Below are 24204 nucleotides of genomic sequence, written 5' to 3'. Positions count from 1 at the left end.
AATAATTTTCATGGGATTATCTCTCTCAGGAATTGGCCTGGACTCTAATTTTTTGGGGGAGATTTTCCCACTATGGTATATTTGTATAGAAAATAATTAGTTAACGTAAAAAAAAGAAGGTTTTGTGTTACAGAACCACGAAAATGACAAGGAGGAAATATGGGAAAAATCATCGGAATTGATTTAGGAACAACAAATTCCTGCGTTAGCGTGATGGAAGGTGGAAAACCTGTTGTAATTCAAAACGCAGAAGGCGCAAGAACTACACCATCTGTAGTGGCTTTCACCAAAGATAAAGACAGACTTGTAGGCCAGATCGCTAAACGTCAGGCAGTTACAAATCCCAAAAATACGATTACATCTATCAAACGTTTTATGGGACGTCAACTGAACGAAGTTGGCTCCGAAATTCAAAATGTAACATACCAGGTAAAAGGTGGAAAATTCGGTGAAGTTACCGTGCATGTAGATGTGGAAAACAAAGATTTCACACCCCAGGAAATCAGTGCAATGGTCCTTACAAAAATGAAGGAAACTGCCGAATCGCACCTGGGACAAAAAGTTACGGAAGCTGTTATCACAGTTCCAGCTTATTTCAATGATGCTCAAAGACAAGCAACCAAAGATGCCGGAAGAATTGCCGGTTTGGAAGTAAAAAGAATCATCAACGAACCGACCGCAGCAGCTCTTGCTTATGGTTTGGAAAGCAAAAAAGAAGAAAAAGTAGCCGTATACGATTTGGGCGGCGGAACTTTTGATATTTCTATTCTGGAAGTTGCAGAAGGCGTGGTAGAAGTTCTTTCCACAAATGGTGACACTCATTTGGGTGGAGACGATTTTGATAAGAAGATCATGGATTGGATCCTGTCAGAATTCAAGAAACAGGAAGGCGTGGATATCTCTAAAGATGCCATGGCAATGCAGCGCATAAGAGAAGCTGCCGAAAAAGCCAAGATCGAACTTTCCGGAACTCAAAGCACAAACATAAATCTGCCCTTTATTACTGCAGATGCCAGCGGTCCAAAACACTTGAGTCTGGATTTGAGTTTATCTCAATTCAACCGAATGACCAGTGATCTGGTCGCACGCTCTATCGAACCATGTAAACAAGCTCTTAAAGATGCTAAATTAAATATTAGCGATATTGATGAAGTGCTGTTGGTTGGTGGAAGTACACGTATTCCTGCAGTTGTAGAAGCTGTAGAAAAACACTTTGGCAAAAAACCAAACAAGAGTGTAAATCCTGATGAAGTTGTTGCCGTTGGAGCAGCTATTCAAGGTGGAATTCTTAGTGGAGACGAAGATCTGAACGATATTCTGCTTTTGGATGTAACTCCGCTTTCATTGGGAATTGAAACTCTGGGTGGTGTAATGACAACACTCATCGAAAGAAATACAACAATTCCTACCAAGAAAAGCCAGGTATTCTCTACTGCAGCCGACAATCAACCAGCTGTTTCTATCGTTGTATTGCAGGGTGAAAGAACCATGGCTGCTGATAACAGAAGACTTGGTAACTTTGAACTTACCGGTATTCCGGCAGCACCACGCGGTGTTCCACAGATCGAAGTTACTTTCGATATCGATGCCAACGGAATTCTGCATGTTCATGCCAAAGATAAGGGAACCGGAAAAGAACAATCTATCAAGATCGAAAGAACCGGAACTCTGGATGAATCTGAGATTGAAAGAATGGTGAAAGATGCTGAAGCTCATGCAGATGAAGATAAAAACAAGAAAGAAGGAATTCAAGCACGCAATGAACTTGATACCCTTATCTTCAGTACCGAAAAAAGTCTGGAAGAACACGGTTCCAAGCTTTCTGCAGATGAAAGAAAAGCTGTAGAAGATGCCATCAAAGAAGCAAAAGAAAAGATGGAAGAAATGAATAAGCGTGCTGCTACAAAAGCAGAATATGAAGCTGTTCGTGACGACCTGGCTAAAAAAGCTCAAAAGATCGGCGAGATTGTTTATGCCGAAATGCAGAAACAACAGCAAGCTCAGGGTGGAGGTGAATCTCAAACTCAAAATGCAGATTTTGATCCCAGCAAAATGGGCGGTCAGCAGCAACAGCAGAAAAGTGAACCAAACTCGGATGGTCCGGTAGACGCTGATTTTGAAGTCGTCGATGACGATAAATAACCCCCTTTTATTCCCCCTTAACAGGGGGGAGAAAGAGGAAAGTATAAATGTTTAAAAACTTATTTCCATATTTGCTCCCTGTGAAGGGAGCTGGACGGCGAATGTCGTTCTGTGGGTTTGATGACGACAAGTAGTTCAAATTGTTCTCTGTTCATAGAAACGGAGAAATAATATAAATACGAATGAGCAGATTACCTTCCGGGCACTCGATGTCCGGAGGGTGATTTTTAACTTTAATATCTGCTCTTTCTTAAAATGTTTTGCCTAAAATCCCGCCTGGGATTTTTTGGCTTATGAAATTTAGGATAAGGAATATCAGATGGCAAAAAGAGATTATTATGAAGTTCTGGGCGTAGACAAAAATGCCAGTGATTCAGAGATAAAAAAAGCCTATCGTAAATTGGCAATGAAATATCATCCTGATAAAAACAAGGATGATAAAACAGCAGAAGATAAATTTAAAGAAGCTTCCGAAGCGTATGAAGTTCTGAGTGATCGAAATAAACGCCAGAAGTATGATCAATACGGTCATGCCGGAGTGGAAGGTGCTTTTGGAAATAACGGATTTACCTGGGACAATTTTACTCATGCCAGCGACTTCTCCGATATCTTTGGAGATAGTGGTTTCGGTAGTATTTTTGAACATATCTTCGGTGGTGGTTTTGGCGGTGGCAGAAGAAGATCACAATCCAACAACCGCGGTGAAGACCTGCAAATTTCACTTTCACTTAGTTTGGAAGAAGTAAATAAAGGTATTGATAAGAAGATAAAGATAAATGTGCAGGATTCTTGCAGCGCCTGTAATGGAACAGGTTCAGCAGATGGAAACACACAAACTTGTAGTCAATGTAATGGTTCCGGTCAGGTTCGTCAGGTTTCACGTTCACTTTTTGGCCAGATTCAACAGGTTGTAACTTGCCCATCTTGTCATGGAAGCGGAAAGCAGATCAAGAATAAATGCCTCAAATGTGGTGGTGAAGGTCGTTCAGCCAAAACTAAAACGATCAGTATAAATATTCCTGCCGGAGTTTCCGAAGGTCAGTATATTCGCTTGCGCGGTCAGGGAAATCGCGGTAAAAATGGTGGTGAGAATGGTGACATTCTGGTTCTGATCCACGAAAAAGAACATGATATTTTTGAACGTCAGGATGCCAATCTGGTTTGTGAATTTCCTATCAGTTTTTCTCAGGCAGCTTTGGGAACGGAAATTCTGTGTCCAACTCTTTCCGGCAAAGTTAAAATGAAAATTCCTGCCGGAACTCAAAGTGGCAAAGTTTTCCGACTTCGCAGCCAGGGTTTGCCGCATGTAAACAGTTCATATCGTGGAGACCTTTTTGTGAAAGTGCGAGTGATAACACCTACAAAATTGAATGCTGATGAAAAGGAATTGTTCAGTAAATTAAGTAAGTACGATTCTGAAAAAAAGCTGCATCCGCATAAAAGTTTTTTCAGTAAGTTGAAAGAGTTTTTTATATAAACTCACCCCCGAGCCCTCTCTTCGAACCAAGAGAGGGGAGAATGATCTGATTAATAATTTTACCAGTTTTTGGTGATTTGATGAGAATTTACAATAAAATCGTGCACAAAGAAAAAAGAAGAGAATTACGAAAAAAACAAACACCAGCTGAAAACAAATTATGGAATGAAATCAGAAATAAAAAAACAGGTTTCATGTTTTACAGACAATACAGCGTCGATAAATATATATTAGATTTCTATTGCCCATCCGTTAAATTGGCAATCGAGTTCGATGGACCTTATCATAAGGATATAGAACAAAAAGAATATGATAAGATTAGAACTGAATTACTGAATGATCTTAAAATTGAAGTCATTCGATTTACGAATCAAACAGTTATTACAAACATTGAAGAAGTTTTAAACTCGATAAAAAATCATGCCGCCAAATTATTACAAAGTTAACCTGATCATTCTTGAAGAATCATTCCCCTCTTTGCCGAAGAGGGGTTAGGGGAGTTCATGCCTTCTTTCTACACGCCAAACTTAACCGAAAATACAAAAAACTTAACAATCACAGATGAAGAATTTCATCACATCTCACATGTTTTTCGCAGGAAAGTCGGAGATGAAATTCTACTGACAAATGGAGCCGGAATTTTAGCAGAAGCCAGAATTACAGAAATTCAGAAAAAACAATTATCGACAGAAATTTTTAGAATTAGCAAAAAGAAAAAATCTACACCCGAAATTGCTGCTGCCTTTCCACTTCTGAAAAATAAACACGATGCTTTTATCATTGAAAAACTCACTGAACTCGGCATCAAAGAATTCTACCCGATTATCACTGACAGGACTGTAAGACAAGCATCCAAAAATACTGTAGAGAAATTCGAAAAAATTGCAATTGCAGCCATGAAACAGTGCGATAATGCTTATCTTCCGAAAATTCATAAAGTACAAAATCTGACAGAGCTACTTGATGATCCTGCTGATTATCAGCCGATAGTTGCTCTGGAGATTGGCAAACATAAAACGCTGAAATCCATTTTGACTGAATTTTCGGGAAAATCTATCTGTTTCATTATCGGCCCGGAAGGCGGATTTTCCGATAAAGAAATTGAATTATTCAAGGAAAAAAAAATCCCAACTTTCACTTTGGGAAATCACATTCTGCGAGCAGAAACTGCTGCCATTGCTGTTGCAGCGCAAATCGTGGGAAATCTTCTGGAAAATGATCGGGATTATTATTGATGAATTCAAAATCTATTATTTCTAAAATTAGAGCCGCAATTATTGACACAGAATTTGCCGGGAAAACTTTTCTGGTGGGCGGCTATGTGCGTGATCAGGTAATGGGCAAGGAAAGTGATGATATCGACATCGTGGTCTGTTTACCGAATGGCGGACATAAACTGGCAAAATTCCTGCATCAAAAAAGTGTTTCTTCCCGACCTGTAATTTACGATAATTTCGGAACTGCTCTGGTGCAGATCGATAACTGTAAAATCGAAATGGTGATGACTCGTAAAGAAAGTTATAGAGATAAAAACCGTAAACCAGAAGTGGAACTGGGTAGCTTAGAAGATGATGTTTTCCGTCGCGATTTTACGGTCAATTCACTTTTACAGGATGTGGTTTCGGGTAAAATCCTTGATATCACAGACAAAGGAAAAGCAGATATCGAAACTGGAATTATTCGCTCAACTTCTGATCCTGACATTATTTTTAAGGAAGATCCGCTGCGCATGCTGCGCGCGGTTCGTTTTGCTGCCAGATTCAATTTTCAAATTGAAGAAAACACCAGGAAAGGAATTTTGCGAAACAGTGAAATGCTGCAGCATATAAGTTGGGAACGCAGGCGCGATGAACTGGAAAAGATGATCGTGGAAGATGATCCGACACCTGCTCTGGAAATGCTGGTAAAATTCAATTTGCTACAGCATATCATTCCGGAACTGCTTGATCTGATCGGATTGGAACAGGGATCGAAACACAACTTAGATGCCTGGCAACATTCTCTGCTGGTAACCAGGAATTGTCCCAAAACCGTAAAATTGAGAATTGCCGGACTTCTGCATGATATTGCCAAACCGAGAAAACAAACCGAAGATGAATCTGGAATTCATTTTTATGGTCACGATATTGCCAGTGCGAAAATGGCAAAAGAAATATTAAAGAGGTTAAAATTTTCCGGAGAATTTATCAGTTCGGTTTCACAGCTTATCAGATTTCACATGAGATTGAAATATTGCGGTGCTGAAGCAGAAAAGCTTTCCGGTAAAGCTTTGCGAAAATTGATGTGGCAAGCCGGAGATAACTGGGCTGATCTTCTGGATTTGATCCATGCTGATAATTTAAGTCACGCACTAAAGTACAATCTTCCGCAGCAAATTCCCATTGTAAAAAAGAAAGCTGATGCATTCCAAAAAGAAATGAAGAAAAATGCTTTGCCGATTGACGGAAAAGATATTATCTTATATTTTAAAATGAAGCCTGGAAAAGAAATTGGTAAACTTCTTGACATGGCTACAGATATGTGGTTGAAAAACCCTGATGTGAGCAGGGATGAAATTTTAATGAAACTCGAAAGGAGGGTCAGACATGGAAAATAAAGAAAGCAAAGTTTCACAAAAAGTGAAAGATGGTGTTATCAAAGCTTATCACGCTGGCGAAGATGTGGTGAAAGCTGTTGGTAAAATTACCCGGGAAATCATTTCCACTACCAAAGCGGAAGAAATGAACACCAAAGAAAAAGCTCAGAAGCTGGCAAAAGAAGCTCTGGAAGGAGCTAAAGAAGGTTATACACAAGTTAAGCCTTCGGTAGAAGATTTCGCCAAAAAAGCTTCCAAAACTATTTCCGAAAATTTCAAGGAACATGCTCCCACAGTTGCCCATTTTGTAAAAGACGTTTTCAGCGGCATTGTGGATGGCGCAAAAGAAGTTATCGACGAAAGCAAGAAGAAAAAACCTTGTTGCGAAGAAGAAAAAAAAGAAGATTAGATTTCTTTTTTTTTTAACAAACAGTTTTACAGCTCTACTGCACTTTTGCAGGAGGGCTGTTTTTTTTAACTTCGGAATGCGCGCAGCTCTTCCGAATGTTGAAAATAATCTTTTGCTTTAACATTCCGAAGATTCCGAAATTTTTCGGAAACATTCGGAAGTTAACTTCACTTCAGCAACAAACACTTCTTACTCACATCAACATCGCCAGCTTTGAGACGGTACAGATAAATTCCTGATGAAACTGGTTTGTTGTTTTGGTCGGTTCCGTTCCATATAACAGAGACTTTGGGACTTTGAGACACGGTGAATGGCAGAGTTTTCACTTTCTGACCTTTCAGATTGTAGATTTCTATCTTCGCGTTCTTCGCGTCCTTAGCGGTTAAATCGAATGAAATCGTTGTGGAAGGATTGAAGGGATTTGGGTAGTTGTGAATGTAATATTGGGTCACATTTATTTGATCATTATTCACACTGACAGAGTCACCTACAGTAATATAATCAAACCGGAATGCTTCTCTCTCGGTACCTATTCCCGGAGTATAAATCGTTAACTTAATTGAATAAATTCCTGGTTCTTCATAAATATGAACTGGATTCTGATCATCAGAATCAATTACACCATCATTTTCAAAATCCCAAGTCCAATAATTAATCGGACCAACCGAAAGATTGGTAAACTGCACGGCTAAAGGTGCAGTACCTGTAGTTGGTGAAGCTTCAAAATGGGCATAACTGGGTTCATTACCTAAGGCTATTGGATTGTAGATTATAAACGTTTCACCATAATCCAAACTATGATAGATATAATTGTAAGCTGTTGAGGATGAACTTTGATTATATGAAACATGCATGTACAGCTCTCCAGGTTGCCTTCCTCCCTCAATCCCTCAGATAGGAAGATTGGGAGAATTAAAGGTATTCTTCAGTTCCCAGGTATTACCATAATCAGAGCTGTAGTATAAATGTTTTCCTGTTCCGAAATTCATATTTTTGGTATATAAATACAATTCACCGTCATTCACACCTCTGGTAAGATCCATATCTGTATAACAATGCAAATCAAATACATGTTGTAGTTCAAAGTTATTATAATTATCGTAAGATATAAACAAGTAAACTGAATCAGGGCAAGCATCAACTGTAGCCATATAACCAACGTTTTCCTGACAATCAATCTCAGCTTCAATCGGACTGCCAAAATAGCCATAATTTTCATGGCTAATAAATGAAACGCCATAATCGGTGCTATGTCTTTCAGGACCATCAAAAATCTCTCCAGCTATCCTTCCTGAATAGATTGTGTTTATTTCATTTTCCCGATATACCCAGCTTCCAGTAGCGCCATAATTGTTTGAAAAGTACATCGCTCCATATATCTGTGAATAATACACACTACCGGAAGTTAAATCCGCACCAATACACTCAATATTACCGCTTCCGTCTTTTAGTTCGGCAGTTTCTCCATAATTCGTTGATCTATAGATACCAACGCCATCCGGCTGTACATAACCTACAAAATAGATTTCACCTATATCCGATCCTCTTGCTATGTAAGGATCAGAAAATAAGAAATTTAATGAAAACAGTAGATAGAATAACAAGAAATATTTAAGCATTTTCCCTCACTTCAACAACAAACACTTCTTACTTACTTCCATATCGCCAGCTTTGAGACGGTACAGATAAATTCCTGATGAAACTGGTTTGTCAGTTTGGTCGGTTCCGTTCCATATAACAGAGACTTTGGGACTTTGAGACACGGTGAATGGGAGAGTTTTCACTTTCTGACCTTTCAGATTGTAGATTTCTATCTTCGCGTTCTCCGCGTCCTTAGCGGTTAAATCGAATGAAATCGTTGTGGAAGGATTGAAGGGATTTGGGTAGTTGGATAATTTAATTTCATTTTCTGGATTCTGGTTTTCTGCACTCAATGAAACATTTTTGCGCAGCACATAACCTTGATTGATTATGTCCTGATAAAGATCGTATTCGTATTGCAGAACTCTGTCGTAACTGCCGGAAGTTGCTTCGATCGTGATCACATTATTATTTGCTCCCCATTCATAAAATAGCCGGCAATGCACTCCTGATTTTACAAAACAATCGCCCGGCTGCAGATCGGCAACTGTAACTTCTTCGTAATTATTGGCGATGTAAGTTGTGTTGAAATACATGTGCAGAGTGTAATTATCGATTTCCCAGCAACGTCCCACAAAACCGGAACAATCGATGCCGGCGGCCCAATTCAGCGATCCGGGATAATGTACAGAATGTCCACCAGGACCATAATTTCCATCAATATAATCGTTGTTCCACTGATTAAAATCATCGCGACCACCATAATGATACGGCATGCCAACCGAATATTCTCCGATCAGATCGATCCAGTCACAAGGTTCATCATCGGTATAACCATTTTGCGGATCTCCTGTGGAAGTATAATTATTCATGACGTTATCATTCTGTACCAGCCAGATCAAATCGCGATAATCTTCGGCAATGGAAATGGGATCGGCAGATAAAAGAAAAAAGGAGAAAAGGAGAAAGGAGAAAAGAAGTTTCTGTTTCATCTTATTCTCTTTCCTTCAAATATAATGAAGTTTTTATTCCTGTTACAAATCTTTCCAATGTCCGTTCCGGAATTGGTCCTAATTGTAAAACTTTGCTTTTAATACCGATCTCGATCAATGTTCTACTATTTTCTATGGAAATATAGATTGGGAAAAAGAAACCATAATCAAAAAATCCTATGGCTTTGCTTAAGATAATAATGTTGTTTTCTTCATCAAAATGATCAATTTCATATTTACTGATCCTGGCAAATTTGATGATCGATTTCAGTATTATTTCAGGTTCAAGCTGAGAATAAATTTGGGTCAGATTTTTTGGCTTTTTCGTTAACATTTTGCCAGAACTTCGCATTGCAGAAAAGACTATTATAACCAGAAAAAATATTACTATTACAAATAATAGGAAAAAATTAACCATGAAGATTTCCATATTAATCCATCCTTTTCCATTTACGTATTTCGATCTTATCGGTCATCGGGATCATCTGATAAACATCTCCATCAGTGCTGATAAAATAATCTATCCCTTTGCCAAAATCCAAACCGAATTTATTGAAGTTAGGCAGTTTTATATTTGTTTCATAAACGTTAGCTTCGTTGGAAATTATTCCGATTTCGCTGTCATGTTCTGCTGTAAAAAGCTCGAAATACAAATTCCCTTCTGCATCCAAACCAGAAAAGTGGAAACCTACTGCATTTGGCCATAACACTTTTAAATCAAGACGCTCATTGTTTTTCAAAAAAATAATATCCTGTTTATTTTGATAAGCACTGAAATCAAATATTACATCTTTCAAAAATTTTGTTTCTTTCATCTCAAGTTTATCATTATCAGGACTAAATTCAAGAAAGCTGTCATAACTCAATCTGAGTCCGACATTTCCAGATTGATTTATCTCCAGAGAGCTCTTTCTGTTTTCTATCTGATGCGTGTCGATGAGCTCGCATTCATCAGAAAATCTTCTCAGAAAAACTTGATTAAGATGATCTCCGCAAATCGCCCAGATCATATTATTGTGAACAACAAATGAATAAATAACAAGATCGGTTTCACTGGTGGAATTCAGGTAATTTCCATTTTCATCGAATTTCTTGATCTTCCTTCTGTCTAAAATGTAGATGTTCTCTTCCTCATCGATTTGAAATTCGGTGGGACCAACGTCCAGCATATCTTCTTTTGCTGCTTTTTCCACAAGAATTTCATCTTCCGGCTTTCCCGTTGGGATCGTAATTTTCTGCATTTCATAATTCCAGGTTTCGGCAAAGATTGTCATTTCCAAAAGAACAAAAAATAAAGCAAAAAATCTTTTCATCTTGTTTCCCTCCATATTAGGAAATTTTACTTTCCTGAAAATGTATTTAGATAAATTACTGTCAAAATAAATATTCGGTTGACTTTGTTTTTCAGCAAACAAAATTGAGTTTAAAGTGTGATGAGCAAAAAAAAAGTGAAACCAAATTGATTTAAATTCATTTTACATTGTGAGTTCGTTAAAAAGTGAGAATAAACGCATCAACCAGGGAAATTGGATGATAGATCATCCGCAAAAGGAGGAGGTTGTAATGAAGGCGTTTGCAAAATTATTTGTACTGATTCTTTTAGTTGTTTTTTCTGTAAATTTGTTAGCAAATCCCAAAGTAGAAATGGCAATCCTGTTAGATACCAGCGGCAGCATGGAAGGTCTCATCGAACAGGCAAAAAGTCAATTGTGGCAGATCGTGAATGAACTGGCAATTTCCAAACGCGATGGTCAGCCGATCGATCTTTACATTGCTCTTTATGAATATGGAAAAGATTCTATTCCCGAAAGTGAAGGTTATATTCGCATGATCGTGCCGCTTTCGCAGGATCTGGATAAAATTTCAGAAGAACTTTTTGTTCTTAAAACAAACGGTGGCAATGAATATTGCGGTCGAGTGATCCAATCTGCAGTGAACAGCTTGCAATGGAGTGAAGACAATAATGACCTTAAATTGATTTTCATTGCTGGGAATGAACCGTTTACTCAAGGAAAAATTAAATATAAAGATGCCTGCCAGAAAGCAATTGAAAATGGAATTATTGTAAACACTATTTTCTGTGGAGATTTTCAGGAAGGAATTGATACCTTCTGGAAAGACGGTGCCGATCTGGCTGATGGAAAGTATATGAACATCGACCACAATATGCAGCTGGTTCAGATCGATGCTCCACAGGATGAAGAACTTTTTCAGCTTTCACAAGCGTTGAATGACACTTACATTGCTTACGGAATTGAAGGTGAAATGTATAAGGAACGTCAGGAAGAACAAGATTCAAATGCCCTGAGCATGGGCGGCGGAACTTATGCAGCTCGTACAATGTCCAAATCTTCTGCTCAATACAAAAATACTCAATGGGATATGGTAGATGCCGAAGAAGAAGGTGCAGTAAATTTGCAAGAAATTCCTGAAGATCAACTGCCCGAAGAAATGAAAAATATGAGTTTGAAAGAACGCAAAGCCTACGTGGAAGAAAAAGCTGCCGAACGCAAACGCATCCAGGAAAAGATAACTCAAATCAGTGCAGAACGAGAAAAATATATCACACAGGAACGTGCCAAATTAAATGAAAAAAGCCTGGATTCTGTCATCATCGATGCTATCCACGAACAGGCAGCCAAAAAGAATTATAAGTTTGAATAGAAGTGAACAGGACTTGACCCAAAACAGAGTTTGGGTTAAGAACTGTGAACATAGGCTTCCATTCTTACCTGAAGATTTCACTTTCAGGCAATTCTGGAAGGCAAGACTTGACTCGTGAACGTAGTACGGGTCGAGAATTGCGAAGAAAATAAATTTTCAGACTGGAGTTCAGCTGAAGGCTGGACTTCAGAATGAAGGAATTTGTCGTTATCAACTCGAGTCTTACAATTAAGGAGCAAGCCATGAAAAAAACATTTTTTTTAATCGCTGCAATCTTCCTGGCAAATCTGATGTTTGCCGATGGAATGATCGTGATCCCACCGCCACCCAACAATCCGCATCTTTTTTCCGATCCGTTTCCTCTGGAAGTAAAATATCATCATGTTAATGTAGAAATCGATGAACAAACTGCCATCACCCATATCGATCAGGTTTTCATCAATCCCACTTCCCAGCGCTTGGAAGGCTTTTACATTTTCCCAATTCCCACCGGAGCGGTTCTGAATGATTTTACAATGTACATCAATGGTAAAGAAACTCCGGCAGAACTTCTGGATGCGGAAAAAGCTCGTGAGATTTACGAAGATATTGTGCGTCAGATGCGCGATCCGGCTCTTCTGGAATACAGCAAACGCAATATTTTTAAAGTACGTATTTTTCCTATCGAGCCGCACAGCGAAAAACGCGTGACGATGAGTTACAGTCAAATCCTGCAAAAAGATAACGATACTTTTGAGTATATCTATCCACTCAATACTGAAAAATTTTCTGCCAAACCTCTGGAAGAAGTCAGTGTGGTTGTAAATCTGCAATCCCAAACTGAACTTAAAAATATTTACTGCCCCACTCATGAAGTTGAAATTTTGCGAAAAGGAAAATCTCTGGCAGTTGTCAGTTATGAAGAAATGCATTCCAAACCAGACACCGATTTTAAACTTTATTTCGATACAAATACAACAAAACTGGGAATGTCGCTGCTTTCCTACAAAGAAAAAGGAGAGGACGGTTATTTCTTTTTGAATGTATCACCTTCTCTGCAGATCAATGAAAATGAGATAAATCAGAAAGATATCACTTTTGTTCTGGATGTTTCGGGAAGCATGGCAGGAAAAAAATTGAAACAGGCGAAAAGAGCGCTGAATTACTGCATCGAAAATTTGAATGAAGATGATCGCTTCGACATAATTCGGTTTTCCACAGAAGCTTATGCTTTGTTTGAAGGATTAGAATCCGTTTCCAATGAAACCAGAGATGAAGCTTTTGAATTCGTGAACAAACTTCATTCAATTGGTGGAACCAATATTGAGGAAGCTCTAAATCTTGCCCTGAAATCGGAAAATAAACCTGATCGTCCGCATTTTGTGATTTTCATCACCGATGGCAAACCGACCATCGGTGAACGAGATGAAGACAAACTTGTTCAGAAAATTGTGGATACTAATAAGCAGAATACGCGTATTTTTACTTTTGGAATTGGTGACGAGATCAACACACACCTTTTGGATAAGATCACGGAAGTAACAAGATGCACTCGCAGCTACATTTCTCCTTCCGAAGATATCGAACTGAAAATCGCTTCCTTCTACGATAAAGTTCAATCTCCAGTTCTTACAGATATAAAATTAACCTGCAATAATCCAATAAATGTTTATCAGGAATATCCGCAGCCGATTCCTGATCTTTTCAAAGGAACAAACCTGACGATCCTGGGAAGATATTCCGGAAATGGAGAAACGGAAGTTGTTTTGAAGGGAATGTTGAAAGGAAAAGAGAAGAAATTCAGCTTTCCGGTTTCCTTTACAAAAAAGAGCGAAAAGCACGATTTCATTCCGCCTTTGTGGGCTTCCCGCCGCATCGGGCATCTTTTGGATTTGATCCGCCTGCATGGAGAAAGTGACGAACTGATCGATGAAGTTACGCAACTGGCTCGCAAGCACGGCATCGTTACGCCTTACACCAGTTTCCTCATTTTGGAAGATGAAGAAATTCGAACAGCCAGTAACGAAATCCAACCTGATTTTCAAACTTTGGGTGGTGGAAATTCTTACGCTCCCGAACTGAAAATGCGCAGTCAATCTGAGTTTGGAGATATGGACATGAAAACCAGCGGACGCAGCGTGGAAGTGAGTAAAGAGTTTTACGGACTGACAAATGCCATGAATATGCAGCAGACTCAGCAGGGCAAAAAACGCCTGGATTTCCAAACTAAAGAAGGAAATACAACCAACCTGACTCAGCAGGTAAAGAATATTCAGGGAAGAGCTATCTATCAATCAGGAAAATTCTGGGTAGATTCCTATCTGCAAGACCAGAAACCTGAAAACACCAAGCAGATCAAATTTGCTTCTGATGAATATTTTGAATTGATGACCAAAAAACCGGAAGCAGCACAATTTTTGGCTTTGGGACAGAACGTGAGATTTCTGCTGGATGGTATTTATTATGAGGTAATAGAGTAATTTCCAACACAGAGGAGCTGAGACAGTGAGAGCACAGAGAACGATCCATTTTAATCTTGTTCGGCTTTAAAAAAATCACGTTTAAAGAATTGGTCATGTTTGCAGCGCCTGTTTTTCGTATCTCACAGATTACCGGAACTGCGAATCGCAGATTCAGTGCATGAAGGTTCTTCGCAGTAGAAAAACAGGATTCAAGCTTTGCAGACATGACGAGTTTTTCTTGATACTTCTTTTGTCGGGACAAAAGAAGTTTATCTGTAAACGGCATCCACGTTTCTTTGTCGAAACATAGAAATGAAGATTTTTCTGCAATTCAAGTAGTAAAGCGACAAGTTTTCCACGAGATCCTTCGAAAGTAAAGCTAATAAAAACCTCAGGAAGACGAATATTATAACCGTCATTCTGACGTTTCTTGAACGTTACTCTTGGGAAGAATCTCTTCGATAAATTTCGGCTTTCGGAAACCTTTACTATTAAAACTTGACTTCAAATTATCAAATTCCTGAATAAACAAAAAAGATTTGGAAGAAAAAATGAAAATTACCAAACCAACTTTGCTTTTGGATAAACAAAAATGCCGGAAAAACATCAAACAAATGACAGAAAAAGCAAAACGCAACGACCTGATTTTTCGACCGCATTTCAAAACTCATCAATCTCGCCAAATTGCAGAATGGTTCAAAGAATTCGGCGTGGAGAAGATCACGGTTTCTTCTGTGGAAATGGCAAAGTATTTTTCAAATTCTGGTTGGAAAGATATCACAATTGCCTTTCCATTCAATCAATTAGAAATAACTGAAATAAATGAACTGGCAGAAAAAATTGATTTAAAGATTCTCTTAATCCATCCAGAATCAGTTGATTTTTTGAATAAGAATTTAACCCAGAAGATCGGTGTTTTTATCGAGCTCGATTGCGATTATCATCGCAGCGGAATTCCTATAGAAAATCTGGAAGAAATCGATTTCCTGATTTCGGCAATTGTTAAAGTTAAAAAACTGAAATTAGAGGGTTTTCTCACGCATTCCGGACAAACTTATCAGACAAAATCTACTTCTCAAATTCTTCAAATTCACCAGGAAGTAAAAAGCAAAATGATCAAACTGAAAGAAAAATATTCCTCACAATTTCCCGATTTGAAAACTTCCATCGGTGATACACCTTCCTGCAGTTTAGCTGATAATTTCAGCGGCATCGATGAGATTAGACCCGGCAATTTTGTTTTCTTCGATGTGATGCAATACAAACTTGGTGCGTGCAAAGCAAAGCACATTGCAGTCTCGGTTGCCTGCCCTATCGTTTCCAAAAATGAGCAAAGAAAAGAAGTGGTAATTTACGGCGGAGCTGTTCATCTTTCCAAGGAATTTATTTTGAATGAAGATGGAACCAGGAATTTTGGTTTGATCGTAAAATTAACGGAAAATGGATGGTCTGAACCAATTGAAGGAGCTTATGTTTCATCGCTTTCGCAGGAACATGGAATTGCCAAAGTATCGAAAGAAAATTATAATGATTTTAAAATTGGTGATGTTGTTGGAATCTTACCGATACATTCCTGTTTAACGGCAAATTTGATGGGAAAATATATTACTTTGGAAGGTGAAGAAATACATCATATGTAAAATTGCAGGACTTAACTCCGTCCCGAAAACTTTCGGGATAAGTCGAGAATTGCAAAAAAACAGGACTTTATTTTTTTCAGAATACGGCATCTTATGTTCTCCTCTCTTTAGGCGAAGCGAAAAAGAGAGGAGACAGCAGAGGTGAATTCAACTTTTCTCTTGTAACATAAGCCTATCTCAAATTTCTATCTTTGGTTTATTAAAAAGTGCATTTTGTACTCCCCTCTTTGCCAAAGAGGGGTCGGGGGAGTTTGTGGAAAATAAGAAGAAAGCTGTAATCTTGATGCTGGCTTCATCGCTGGCTTTTGCCTGTTCGGCAGCGGCGGTAAAATTGAGCGGAGATCTGCCTGTTTTCGAAAAGGTTTTCTTTCGAAATATCCTGGCTGTTGTGATCGCTTACATCACAATTCGCAAACAGAAACAGCCGCTTTTCGGTAAAAAAGAAAATCAGAAATACCTGCTGGTTCGATCGTTTCTGGGTGTTATCGGAATGGTCTTGTATTTTTACGCCATCAGTAATTTATATTTGGCAGATTCGGCAATGCTGCACAAATTATTCCCGTTTTTTGTAACAGTTTTCGCGGCTATTTTCCTGAAGGAAAAGCTCTCTAAAATCCAGATCCCAGCACTTTTTATCGTTTTCCTGGCAGCTCTTCTCATCATCAAACCTCGCTTTGACTATACAATTTTTCCTGCTTTGGCAGGCTTGGGAACGGCAATCGTTTCCGGTGGAACCTACACACTTGTTCGTTTCTTGAGAAATCGTGAAAAACCGGCAACCATCGTGTTTTATTTTTCTTTTGTTTCGCTGGTCACGCTTGCTCCATTTGTTCTCTTTGATTATCAACCTCCCACTCCAATTCAATGGTTTTACCTTCTATTGATTGGAATTTTTGCAGCAATTGGACAGTTCACTCTTACCTACGCTTATCGTTATGGTCAAGCATCAGAAATTGCCATTTACAATTACACAAACATCATTTTCGCCGGAGTTATCGGTTTTCTCATCTGGCAGGAAATTCCCGATTATCTCAGCCTGATTGGTGGAATAATCATCATAGCTGCTTCCATTGTCGTTTTTGCCTACAATTCCAGACAGAATAAATAACTATTTCCAATCCTGACGTAATTGTTTTATGAGACTCAATCTCAAAAGCGTTGACACTATTTTAGCTCTAATTGAAATTTGTTCTCAAGTGAGGTGGTTATGAAAGAACATGAAAAGTTATTCAGAGAATTTTTGAAGACAAAAAATTTGAAATTAACTCAGCCGCGACGAGTAATTCTAAATACGATATTTTCTTATCATCGTCATTTCAATGTGGAAGGCTTGTACGATGTTATTCGCAAAGAGCACAAAAATGTTTCGCGAGCAACTATCTACAGAACGATGCCGCTGCTGGTGGAATCCGGTCTTATCAAGCAATCTTTGCGTTGCCAGTCCAAAGATCATTACGAGCACATTCACGGTCATGACGATCATCTGCATTTTCTGTGTGTAAAATGTGGAGAGATTCTGGAAGTTGACAGCAAAGAAGTTGATGTTGTAGTGGAAAAACTGGCAGAAGAAAACGATTTTGAATTGAACGTTTACAACCTGGCTGCCAAAGGGCTTTGCAGCAAATGCCGGCAGAAAGTAAATGCGGATAAATAATTATACAATAGCGCTGGCTGGAAATCCCAACTGCGGAAAAACAACAGTTTTCAATGCCCTCACCGGTTCCAAACAACATGTAGGAAACTGGCCGGGCGTAACTGTAGAAAGGCTGGAAGGAAAATATTCTTTCCAAGATCATCAATTCACAGTTATCGATCTACCGGGAATTTACTCTTTCTCTGCTCGAACTCTGGATGAAAAAGTTTCCCGGGAATTCATTTTACTGGAAAAACCTGATCTGGTAGTGAATGTGGTAGATGCGGCAAACCTGGAACGAAATCTTTATCTGACCACACAACTCATGGAAATGAAAGTTCCCATGATAGTTGCGCTAAACATGATGGATATTGCCCAGCAGCGCAGAATTAAAATCGAGATCGAGCATCTGGCTACTCACCTCGATTGTAAAATCATTCCAATTATAGCAGCCAAAAAAGACGGAATCGAAGATCTGAAAAATGCAATTTACGAAGCTTCCCAAAAACACCACATTCCTCAAACCGATGTGCATTACGATTCCGTGGTGGAAGAAGGAATTGAAAACACACTTCCTAAAACTGCAAAATATGCTGATCTGCACAACGTGGATAATCGCTGGCTGACTATTAAGCTTTTGGAAAAAGATGAATTAGCCGAGAAAATTACTGAAAACAAACTTCACCAGAAAATAGCTGATGATGTAGAAAAAATAGAAAAACACACCAATCATGAGATCGATCTGATCATCGCTGATGGCAGATATGGTTTTATTCATGGGCTGGCCAAAGACGTGGTTCACCGCAAAAGCGAAGTCAGTAAAACCCGTTCCGACAAGATCGATAAATTTGTTCTGAATCGCTATTTGAGCGTACCGATTTTCTTTTTTGTGATGTACCTGGTTTTTATGCTCACGATCAACGTTGGTGCACCTTTTGTGGATTTCTTCGATCAATTTGTAGGAGCTATCTTTGTGGATGGTTTGGGAAATCTGCTGCTATCCTGGCATTTTCCCGCCTGGCTCATCACGATACTGGCAACCGGAATTGGTGGTGGAATTCAAGCAGTTTCCACCTTCATTCCACCGATTTTTTTCATGTTCTTCTCACTTTCCATTTTAGAAGATTCCGGCTATATGAGCCGTGCCGCTTTTGTGATGGATCGGTTTATGAGATTCATCGGACTGCCCGGAAAAGCGTTCATTCCCATGATCGTTGGTTTCGGCTGCAACGTTCCGGCAATTATGGCAACCCGCACCTTGGATAACGGCAAAGACCGCATTCTCACGATCTTGATAAATCCGCTGATGAGTTGCGGCGCACGCTTGCCGGTTTATGCTTTTTTCGCCACGGTTTTCTTTCCCAGGAATGGCGGTTTCATAATTTTCATAATTTATCTCACAGGAATTATTTTAGCTATTTTATCGGGGTTACTTTTTAAGAAAACGCTGTTTAAAGGAGAAACTTCTACTTTCGTAATGGAACTTCCATCATATCATATTCCCACTTTCAATGGAATTATGATGCATACCTGGCATCGTTTGAAGGGATTTTTATTAAGAGCTGGAAAAGTAATAATTTTCGTGGTTCTACTGCTTACTTTTTTAAATTCGATTGGCACAGACGGCAGTTTTGGAAATGAAGATTCCAGCAATTCAATTCTAAGTTTTGCAGGAAAGCAGATAACTCCCGTTTTTCGTCCAATGGGAATCAGCAATGACAATTGGCCGGCAACGGTTGGTCTGATCACAGGAATTTTTGCCAAAGAAACTGTGGTTGGCAGCATCAACACTCTTTACAGCCAGATGGATGAAAATGTAGAAACAGATAACGAATTCGATCTGAAAAGTGGTATTATGGTTGCCATCAAAGCTATTCCGGACGGCTTCAAGGAATTGGGAAGAACCATTTTTGATCCCCTGGGAATTGGAGCAGAAACCGAAACGGAAACCAGTCTTGATTTTGAAGCTGGAACTTATACCGAAATGCGGCAAAGATTCAGCAGTAAAAATGCTGCTTTTGCTTATCTGCTTTTCGTACTTATCTACATGCCGTGTGTAGCTGTAGTTGCTATCATCCAAAAAGAGATCGGCACAAAGTGGGCTGTTTTCAGCGTGGCTTATCTCACAGGTTTAGCCTGGATAATTTCCACAATTTTCTATCAAGCCAGCACGATCGCTATGAATCCAGTTAGCTCTATTATTTGGATCGTGAGTTGTATTATAGCAGTTGTTAGTTTCATTGGAATTATGAAGTACAGGAATAGAGATGAGATGTGAGAGATGAGATGTGAGAGGTGAGTAGTGAGAAGATATAAAAAGAGGGAAATTTTATTTGCTTTTGCTACCAAATAATAATTTCACCAAAATATCTGTTGTTTAAATTACTGCTCAATCACGTGATCCTGAAAAATCTGCGCCTATCCGCTTTCATCAGCGGCAGTAGAAGCAAAACCAAAAGATTCCTCAGAATGACATAATTATTTGTTAAACTTTTTCCACCTTTCCTCTTCCCGCTCCAGATGAATCTTGAATTTGTTTGGTTCTTCAATTTTCAATTCCAGCTTTTCTTTTATGATAGGATGTGTGAAATTCAATTCTACAGCCGACAGAAATAAACCCTTTCCTTTGAAAATGTGATTTTTTTCTCCGTAGAGTTTATCTCCCAAAATTGGACAACCAATTCCTGAAAGATGTATTCGCAACTGATGAGTGCGTCCTGTTTGCGGCCAGAGATCGACCAGCGATAACCATTCACTTTTCAAAGACGGAACTGCCTTGATCAACTTGAAATTTGTGATCGCTTCTTTTCCTTCGATTGGCTCAGTAATTTTCCCGCTTTCCGGCAACTTTCCCATGGCAATTGCCCGATAGCGTTTCCGGATATTTTTCTCTTCAAATTGTTTTCCCAGTTCTATCCTGGTTTTGGTAGTTTTGGCAATAATCAGCAGACCGCTGGTAAGAGCATCCAGGCGGTGAACAGGTTTAGGATTTATCAGCGCATCCGATTTTTGGGAAACTGAAATGTTGTTTAATATTGCATTTTCGATGGTTTTAAAACGATTGCCGCTAACCGGAAATCCGGCTGGTTTATATATAACTGCCAGAAATTCATCTTCGAAGATCACATCGAATTTGAGTGGAAATATTTTGACTGGTTTTTCATCTCCTTTCCAAAGTTCCAACACCATTTGCGGCTGCATCCAACGTCCATATTCTGCCGGTTTTCCATCGATGGTAATTTCACCGCTTTTGATCGCTTTACGAATGCCATTGCGGGAAGGAATCTGTGTGAAAACCTGCCGGGCATAATCTATAAAACGAACTTCAGTAACATCGGAAGGAACAATATGCTGCGCAATTAATTCCTTAACCATCTATTTAAAAAAATTATTCCTTTTCTGTATTTATCTCACCAGCTTTGGTCAGGGCAGTTTTGGTCAGGATCGGTCCGATTATCTCGAAGAAAATGCAGGTTGCAGTCACGGTCGTTAAAATAATCGATCCGATCTGATCGCCGGTGGTGACAGCATTTTCACCGGTTCCTTCTATTACGCGTCCCAATCCGGCAAATTCGCTTTTCACCATTAAGGCCAGTCCGATTGCTACACCGGCTTGAGATAGAATTCCCAGTCCGATCCAGTTTTTTATTTTCTTATCAACTTTGCCCAGAGTTGCTCCCAGACGCGATCCAAAAATGAGACCGAATGACCGAGCCAGCACATAGATAATTCCGATAATTCCCAGAGAAGGTAGTGCTTTGATGTGGAGATTGGCACCGGCAAGAGTGAAGAAAAGTATGAACAAAAGCGGCATGAAGGAACGCATGCTGTTTTGAATTTTGGAAACCAGAGTATTAGATTGGGTATTGATGATGAAAACACCCGTAATCATAACCGTTAGGATGATGGAAGTGTGAAGAATCTCGGAAAATCCGCAAGCTGTAAGAACAAAACCAAAAACTAAAATGGGAATGTCATCTGTATTTCTGAGTTTACGAGCCAGCATGGAAAAGATAAATCCTATTGCCGTTCCCAGAATGAAACTGAACAAGATCTCTTCCAGAGGAATCAGCATCGTAGTAAGAAAATCGGAAGAAACAGTTCCTGCATCCTGTAATATGAGATCTTTGGCAAAAGCTGCCGAAAAACCGAAGATGATAATTCCTAAACCGTCATCGAAACCTACCACAGCGTAAAGGGCTTTCGTCAGGCTGCCTTTGGCTTTATATTCCTGGATCACTGCCACTGTTCCCGCCGGTGCACTGGCTGGAGCTATCGCTGCAAAAAGCAAAGCGAGCGGAAGATTTCCGGTTAAGAGATACAATCCTGTAAATACAACTGCAAAAGCGGCAAATGATTCGAATAGAATAACAAAAATTATTCCCGATCCTAACCTTTTGAGAGCCGTGAATTTGAGCTCCATTCCAATACTTAGCGCTACAAAACCAAGAGCAATATCGGTGATAAAAGCAAGATTCTGCTGCATTGTTGTGGTCAAATGATTTAACAGAGACGGTCCTAAAATTACACCGAAGATCATGAAACCGATAATAGAAGGAAGGCGCAATAATTTCATGTTCTTACCCAGATAAAATCCCAGGATTATCGTCATCCCGATCAAGAGTAGAGCAGGAAGCACAAATCCGCTTTCTATAGTTGGAGTATGCATATCAGATTTCCAACTTTCCTTTCATCAGCTCGATGCCTTGAATAAAATACAAAACACCTTTTTCTTTTACGAAATCGGTCAATTTTTCCACCAGATCTTTGAGATCTGCCGTTCTTACTACTGCCGAAATTATCCGGCAGAAATCATTTCGATCCGTTTGCATAAAACTGCTGAAAAGCGGCATATGATAGAGATATCTTCCCGCATTTGATCCTTCGATAACTGCCAGGTCAGTGTCTTTGTATTCGGTCATCACATGCAGTAGATCAGAAAATTTATCTTCATTTTGAACAATCACCGTTACCAGTTTATGTGCATCGGAAGTTTCCATATCTTTAGAAATATTGGTATGACGAATAATACTTTGACGAATGCTGTCTGCATTTTTGGTTGTAAGAAGTTTATCGATATTTTCCGGTTTGCGCAGATATTGAGAAATATAGGAAAGCAAACGCACATGTTCATTTTGCTTTTGGGAAGGTGCAATAATGAAAGCAAAGACAAAGGTTTTCTTTTTATCGATAGAATCAAATTTTACACCATTCTTTACCACGAGAATTCCCAGAACAAAATCATTGATATCTTTTAATCGACAGTGGGGAATTGCAATTCGAGGTGAAATAGCAGTAGAACCCATCTTTTCTCTTTCCTGAAGAGCATTGAATAACTCGGTTTCACTGACCTGATTCAAAAGTGGATTTTGTTTTGCCAGTAGAGTAATTTTTTTCAAAACAGAATTTTTATTTTTTTGCGAATCACAGATCTCGACACATTCGGATTTTAACAACTTTTCAATTTCCATAGCCTTCCTCCTTGCCCAATGACCATCATTTTTTGGTGGAATTTATGTCAATAATAGAATATTTTCTTGACTGAAAATCTTTATTTAGATATTTAGGCAAAAGACTAAATAAGGAGCATAAAGTGTTCAATGATATAGTATTTAAAGCTTTGGCGGATGGCAACAGACGCAAGATAATTTCACTTTTGAAGCAGAAAGATATGACGGCTGGAGAGATTGCGGATAACTTTGATATTTCCAAGCCTTCCATCAGTGAACATCTGAAAATTTTGAAACATGCTGATCTGATCGGTTCGGAGAGGAATGGACAATTTATCCGTTATTTTTTAAATACTTCCATCATCGAAGAAGTAATAAGTTATTTTATGGATATTTCTAGAAATTAGGAGGAAATATATGAGTGCAAAATATTTTAGGATCGCTGTGATAATACTTCTGATCCAAATTTTTCTATCGTTTTATATCGGACTTTCACTCCCAGATGATGCGAAAGTTCCTACCCACTGGAACTTCAAAGGAGAAATCGATGGTTGGAGTGGAAAATGGACTGCAATTCTGCTTTTTCCAGGAATTAACCTGATAATAATTTTATTGGCTGTCTTCTTTCCCACGTTATCTCCCCGCTATCGAAATGATCCTGAAAGATTCAAAAAAATTCTGCCTTCCTTTATTAATATACTTGTATTCTTCTTTGCTGTTATTCATATCTATTCATTGCTGATGGCTAAAGGTATATTATCTACAAAAGTGAATTTCGTACTTCTGGTGATCGGCTTAATGTTTGTGTTTTTAGGAAATTTAATGCCAAAAATTCCATCCAATTTCTATTTGGGAGTGCGTCTTCCCTGGACTTTGAGTTCAGAAATTGTCTGGAGGAAAACACATCGTTTGGCAGGTTGGAGTTTTTCACTTGGCGGCTTGATATTATTTATTGCTGGATTGTGGAAAAATATAACTGGTATTGGACAAATTATTTTAATAATTTCGATAATCCTGATAATTTTCGTACCAATTTTGGGGGCATTTATCATATATAAAAAGGAGCAGGACAAGTAATTAGTGGAAGGGTTCTTGAACCGATAAATTTTTCTTCCTCTTGAAGTATTAAACTTTTCAGCTGTCAAATAATGAGGAAAAGCCAATAAATCTACTTATAAAGGTTGACATCTAATTACGAAT

Annotated in this window: 22 protein-coding genes; 14 read left to right on the top strand and 8 right to left on the bottom strand. The window is 38.8% G+C overall.

Annotated elements, in window-relative coordinates; genetic code table 11:
• Nucleotides 1-159: 159 nt before the first annotated feature.
• From dnaK to K9N40_02625, 6 genes are all read left to right on the top strand, one after another.
• Complete coding sequence (gene dnaK / locus K9N40_02650) at nucleotides 160-2142, top strand: molecular chaperone DnaK (GenBank protein MCF7813363.1); 1983 nt, start codon at nucleotides 160-162, stop codon at nucleotides 2140-2142.
• A 319-nt stretch (nucleotides 2143-2461) separates the two neighbouring features.
• A complete protein-coding gene (gene dnaJ / locus K9N40_02645) occupies nucleotides 2462-3619 on the top strand; it encodes a molecular chaperone DnaJ (GenBank protein MCF7813362.1) in 1158 nt (385 codons plus the stop codon).
• Between the two features lie 80 nt (nucleotides 3620-3699).
• Nucleotides 3700-4065 (top strand): endonuclease domain-containing protein, encoded by a 366-nt coding sequence (locus tag K9N40_02640; GenBank protein MCF7813361.1) that lies wholly within the window; start codon nucleotides 3700-3702, stop codon nucleotides 4063-4065.
• A 57-nt stretch (nucleotides 4066-4122) separates the two neighbouring features.
• Nucleotides 4123-4854, top strand: a complete 732-nt coding sequence (locus K9N40_02635; GenBank protein ID MCF7813360.1) for a 16S rRNA (uracil(1498)-N(3))-methyltransferase — start codon at nucleotides 4123-4125, stop codon at nucleotides 4852-4854.
• Nucleotides 4854-6215, top strand: coding sequence for a CCA tRNA nucleotidyltransferase (locus K9N40_02630; GenBank protein MCF7813359.1), 1362 nt, complete (start codon nucleotides 4854-4856; stop codon nucleotides 6213-6215). The genes K9N40_02635 and K9N40_02630 overlap by 1 nt, the downstream gene beginning before the upstream one ends.
• A complete protein-coding gene (locus tag K9N40_02625; GenBank protein MCF7813358.1) occupies nucleotides 6205-6603 on the top strand; it encodes a hypothetical protein in 399 nt (132 codons plus the stop codon). The genes K9N40_02630 and K9N40_02625 overlap by 11 nt, the downstream gene beginning before the upstream one ends.
• Before the next feature lie 167 nt (nucleotides 6604-6770).
• Here K9N40_02625 and K9N40_02620 read toward each other — a convergent pair whose 3' ends face one another.
• The 5 genes from K9N40_02620 to K9N40_02600 all read right to left on the bottom strand — a co-directional run bounded on the left by K9N40_02620 (nucleotide 6771) and on the right by K9N40_02600 (nucleotide 10489).
• On the bottom strand, nucleotides 6771-7457 hold the full coding sequence (locus K9N40_02620) for a T9SS type A sorting domain-containing protein (GenBank protein ID MCF7813357.1): 687 nt from the start codon (nucleotides 7455-7457) through the stop codon (nucleotides 6771-6773).
• A gap of 36 nt (nucleotides 7458-7493) precedes the next feature.
• Entirely contained in the window at nucleotides 7494-8222 is a 729-nt protein-coding gene (locus K9N40_02615; GenBank protein ID MCF7813356.1) for a hypothetical protein, read from the bottom strand.
• A 6-nt stretch (nucleotides 8223-8228) separates the two neighbouring features.
• A complete protein-coding gene (locus tag K9N40_02610; protein ID MCF7813355.1) occupies nucleotides 8229-9176 on the bottom strand; it encodes a T9SS type A sorting domain-containing protein in 948 nt (315 codons plus the stop codon).
• A 1-nt stretch (nucleotide 9177) separates the two neighbouring features.
• Nucleotides 9178-9510: a hypothetical protein gene (locus K9N40_02605; protein MCF7813354.1), complete on the bottom strand. Its 333-nt coding sequence runs from the start codon at nucleotides 9508-9510 to the stop codon at nucleotides 9178-9180.
• 97 nt (nucleotides 9511-9607) lie between these two features.
• Nucleotides 9608-10489, bottom strand: a complete 882-nt coding sequence (locus tag K9N40_02600) for a hypothetical protein (GenBank protein MCF7813353.1) — start codon at nucleotides 10487-10489, stop codon at nucleotides 9608-9610.
• A 250-nt stretch (nucleotides 10490-10739) separates the two neighbouring features.
• Here K9N40_02600 and K9N40_02595 point away from each other — a divergent pair, with 250 nt between their 5' ends.
• The 6 genes from K9N40_02595 (at nucleotide 10740) to feoB (ending at nucleotide 19832) form a co-directional block, all read left to right on the top strand.
• On the top strand, nucleotides 10740-11840 hold the full coding sequence (locus tag K9N40_02595; GenBank protein ID MCF7813352.1) for a VWA domain-containing protein: 1101 nt from the start codon (nucleotides 10740-10742) through the stop codon (nucleotides 11838-11840).
• Between the two features lie 242 nt (nucleotides 11841-12082).
• Nucleotides 12083-14299 (top strand): VIT and VWA domain-containing protein, encoded by a 2217-nt coding sequence (locus K9N40_02590; protein ID MCF7813351.1) that lies wholly within the window; start codon nucleotides 12083-12085, stop codon nucleotides 14297-14299.
• Between the two features lie 533 nt (nucleotides 14300-14832).
• Nucleotides 14833-15921: an alanine racemase gene (locus tag K9N40_02585; GenBank protein ID MCF7813350.1), complete on the top strand. Its 1089-nt coding sequence runs from the start codon at nucleotides 14833-14835 to the stop codon at nucleotides 15919-15921.
• 253 nt (nucleotides 15922-16174) lie between these two features.
• The gene (locus K9N40_02580) at nucleotides 16175-17029 is read left to right on the top strand and encodes a DMT family transporter (GenBank protein ID MCF7813349.1); all 855 of its coding nucleotides are present in this window, start codon (nucleotides 16175-16177) and stop codon (nucleotides 17027-17029) included.
• Between the two features lie 99 nt (nucleotides 17030-17128).
• Entirely contained in the window at nucleotides 17129-17575 is a 447-nt protein-coding gene (locus tag K9N40_02575) for a transcriptional repressor (GenBank protein ID MCF7813348.1), read from the top strand.
• Nucleotides 17568-19832 (top strand): Fe(2+) transporter permease subunit FeoB, encoded by a 2265-nt coding sequence (feoB, locus tag K9N40_02570; GenBank protein MCF7813347.1) that lies wholly within the window; start codon nucleotides 17568-17570, stop codon nucleotides 19830-19832. Before K9N40_02575 ends, feoB begins: the two co-directional genes overlap by 8 nt.
• Nucleotides 19833-20032: 200 nt before the next feature.
• Here feoB and K9N40_02565 read toward each other — a convergent pair whose 3' ends face one another.
• The 3 genes from K9N40_02565 to K9N40_02555 are packed head-to-tail and all read right to left on the bottom strand — an operon-like array spanning nucleotide 20033 to nucleotide 23025.
• The gene (locus K9N40_02565; GenBank protein ID MCF7813346.1) at nucleotides 20033-20929 is read right to left on the bottom strand and encodes an RluA family pseudouridine synthase; all 897 of its coding nucleotides are present in this window, start codon (nucleotides 20927-20929) and stop codon (nucleotides 20033-20035) included.
• Between the two features lie 13 nt (nucleotides 20930-20942).
• Complete coding sequence (locus K9N40_02560) at nucleotides 20943-22223, bottom strand: cation:proton antiporter (GenBank protein MCF7813345.1); 1281 nt, start codon at nucleotides 22221-22223, stop codon at nucleotides 20943-20945.
• 1 nt (nucleotide 22224) lies between these two features.
• Nucleotides 22225-23025, bottom strand: a complete 801-nt coding sequence (locus K9N40_02555) for a PTS sugar transporter subunit IIA (protein MCF7813344.1) — start codon at nucleotides 23023-23025, stop codon at nucleotides 22225-22227.
• Between the two features lie 122 nt (nucleotides 23026-23147).
• On the opposite strand from K9N40_02555, the gene K9N40_02550 reads away from it, so the two are divergent.
• Nucleotides 23148-23411 carry an autorepressor SdpR family transcription factor gene (locus K9N40_02550; GenBank protein MCF7813343.1) on the top strand — a complete coding sequence of 88 codons (264 nt, stop codon included), beginning with the start codon at nucleotides 23148-23150 and terminating at the stop codon, nucleotides 23409-23411.
• Nucleotides 23412-23421: 10 nt separating this feature from the next.
• Nucleotides 23422-24081 carry an SdpI family protein gene (locus K9N40_02545; GenBank protein MCF7813342.1) on the top strand — a complete coding sequence of 220 codons (660 nt, stop codon included), beginning with the start codon at nucleotides 23422-23424 and terminating at the stop codon, nucleotides 24079-24081.
• Nucleotides 24082-24204: the final 123 nt, after the last annotated feature.

The organism is Candidatus Cloacimonadota bacterium, assembly GCA_021734245.1.
Taxonomy (GTDB): domain Bacteria; phylum Cloacimonadota; class Cloacimonadia; order Cloacimonadales; family TCS61; genus B137-G9.
Note: the sequence above shows the minus strand (reverse complement) of the source record. Positions and strands in the feature narration are given on the sequence as shown.